Annotated in this window: 2 protein-coding genes; both read left to right on the top strand. The window is 55.9% G+C overall.

The features are described from left to right. Positions 1-256 precede the first annotated feature (256 nt). Complete coding sequence (locus AC11W3_RS04695) at positions 257-2,023, top strand: transposase (RefSeq protein WP_484092574.1); 1,767 nt, start codon at positions 257-259, stop codon at positions 2,021-2,023. A 333-nt stretch (positions 2,024-2,356) separates the two neighbouring features. After that, the coding region (locus AC11W3_RS04690; RefSeq protein ID WP_484092573.1) for a class I SAM-dependent methyltransferase at positions 2,357-3,012 on the top strand (656 nt) is incomplete at its 3' end.

The raw sequence follows: 3,012 nt of genomic DNA, 5'->3' as shown, positions 1-3,012 counted from the left end.
CTAGCCTCGATTTCCACAGCCCTAGGATCGGCTAACAAAAGAGGCTTTGAACCGACGCCTGAGGAGTCCAAGGCGATTAGTGAACATGGTAACTCATACAAGCGGTTAGCCTCATACAGTCGGCGGCTCGAAGAACCAAGCTAGGCAGCAGTATTATTAGTGACATTTGGTACTGATAAGCTAAAATTGACAGTGCTTCAGAAAAACTAACTAGCTGTTTCTTGGTTCTTAGGGTCTAAAATAGCACTGTCAAAACATGAACATCAGTCATAGCAATGAGCTAACAAATGCTGCCCCTGAAGCGCGCTTCTTCCTGGCCCCCGAGAAGCTTCTGCACCGACAGTACGAGGCGCTGCGAGCCTATTTCGTTGATGGGCTGTCGTCGGCGGAAGTCGCTCGGCGGTTCGGTTACACGCTAGGCGCCTTCCGGGTATTGTGTCACCAATTCCGCCACGATCAAACCCGGCAGGAACGGTTTTTCCGCGAGGTGCGCCGTGGGCCGCAGGCGGCGGCGGCGCGCGACCCGGTGCGCGAGCGGGTGATCGCCCTGCGCAAGCAGAATCTGTCGGTCTATGACATCCAGCAGGAGCTCCAGGCCGAGGGCCAGGAGCTCAGCATCAATGCGCTCTCAACGCTGTTGCAGGAGGAGGGCTTTGCCCGCCTGCCGCGGCGCCGCGACGAGGAGCGCCCGACCCTGCTGAAGCCGGCGCCGACCGCCGGGGCTGACGTGCGACTGTTGGAGTTGTCACCGCGCACGTTTCGCACCCAGCTGGCCGGGCTCTTCGTCTTTGTCCCCCTGATGCGCGAGTTGGACCTGGGGCAGATTGCTCGTGAGGCCGAGCTGCCAGGCTCGGCGATGATTCCGGCCGAACAGGCGCTGCGCAGTCTGTTGGCCCTGAAGCTGGTCGGCATCGAACGCAAAAGCCACGTCATGACGCTGGTTTGTGATGACGGTCTGGCCCTGTTTGCGGGGTTGAACGTCATCCCCAAGCGCTCGTATCTGGCCGCCTATAGCTCACGCCTCGGTCACCAGGAGTGTCTGCGCCTGATGGCAACATGGTTCCAACACGTGCAACACCTCGGGCTCGAGCGTAGCAGCTCGCTGGATTTAGACTTCCATACGGTACCGGCCAACACCCAGCGAGAGCCGCTACAGAAGCATTACGTTTCGCGCCGCAGTCGGCGCCAGCAGGGTGTGCTGGTATTTCTGGCCCGCGATGCCGAGCAACGGGTCTTGTGCTACGCCAATGCCGGGCTGACCAAAGCCGCGCGTGCCGACGAGATTCTGCGCTTCGTGGACTTCTGGCAGCAGCAAACCGGCCAGCCTCCGCAAGAGTTGGTCTTTGACTCCCAGCTGACCACCTATGCCAATCTCCGTCGCCTGGATGAGCAGGGCATCCGCTTTATCACCTTGCGGCGCCGCTCCCGGCCCCTGCTGGCCACACTCTACGCCCGGCCGGCCTCGGCATGGCGTCGCATCACCCTGAAGAGCCTGACGCGCACCTATCGCCATCCGCGCGTGATGGATGAACGCATTCACCTGCGCGGCTATGGTGAGCAACCGCTCCGACAGCTCGCCGTTATGGACCTCGGGCACGAGCAGCCCACGGTGTTGCTGACCAATGAGCTACGCTCGACCCCGGCCACGCTGATCACCCGCTATGCCCAGCGCATGCTCATCGAGAATGGCATCGCCGAAGCGATCCACTTCTTTCATATCGATGCGCTCTCCTCTATGGTCGGCCTGAAGGTGGACTTCGATCTACAGATCACCCTGATGGGCAGTGCCTTGTACCGCCTCCTGGCCCAACGCTTGGCCGAGAACTATCACCGAGCCACGGCCAAAAACCTCTTCAACCAGTTGCTTAATGTCCCTGGCAAGGTGAGCATCGAGCCCCATCAGGTCGTGGTCACCCTCGACAAACGTGCCCACAACCCGTATCTGGTCGACTCCGGCCTCGCCGAGCAACCTACACCCATGCCCTGGTTCGGGCACAAGCAGCTGGTGCTCCGTTTCGCTTGATCTCGATGGCTAAAATGTTAGTTGAATTTTCTACTGTGGAAATCGAGGCTAGCGGACTGGTGGCGACGGTTGTGGTCTGGATAGGGCTACATCAGCCGGCGGGCTACTGCCTCCGCCACGCCAGGGCTGGATCGAGCGGTTTGCTGAGGCGATTGCCCGGCTGAGACGGATAAAGGGAAATCCGTAGTAGTCGGTGCTATAGAACATGTGGCGATCCACCCGACGCACGGACGCAAGCTAAAGACATCTTTATTGCTTTTAAGTGATATTAACCGATATTAAATAATATTAATCAATATGTAAGAGATTGTCATCTAGAGAGGAACATCAAATATGTCTGATGAGCAGCGAAGAATTTTTTTGGAAGGATCGATGCAAGAGACGTGGGATCGTGTCGCAATAGATTATGATCAACAGAGAGAGCAGGACCCAGTATATATATCCTGCATCAGTCAGGCCGTTACGGCAATTATTAAGTCTCGTATTGGCGGTGTCGTACTAGACGCGGGCTGCGGGACGGGCATGACAACCTTTCCTTTAGTTTCTCATTTTAATAAAGTTATTGCTCTTGATTTTTCGCTGAAGTCATTGCATATCCTTAAAGCTAGACCTAGTGGTAATGCTATTTACTCAGTACAGGCAGATATCAGAAAGTTACCATTTCCAACAGACTTTTTTGATGCCGTCCTTTGTGCTAATACATTGCAGCACTTACGCCCAGGAAGTTCGCAAAAGCGAGCTATCGCTGAACTAATGCGAGTTACAAAAACCGGAGGCCGAATAGTTATATCCGTGCATCACTACAGCCGTGGCAAGCAGCGCAGAGGCTGGATTAAAGAGGGCAAGCCCGGTCAGCCAGGTATTGATTATATATTTCGTTTTCTCCCTGAAGAATTAGCTTCTTTACTGCCGGGCGCTTCGATCTCGTCAGTAGGATACTATGGTTTAAGCGGTGTGCCATTACTTGGCGGCAAGATCCAGAGCCTAGT

Source organism: Geomonas sp., assembly GCF_056994735.1.
Note: the sequence above shows the minus strand (reverse complement) of the source record. Positions and strands in the feature narration are given on the sequence as shown.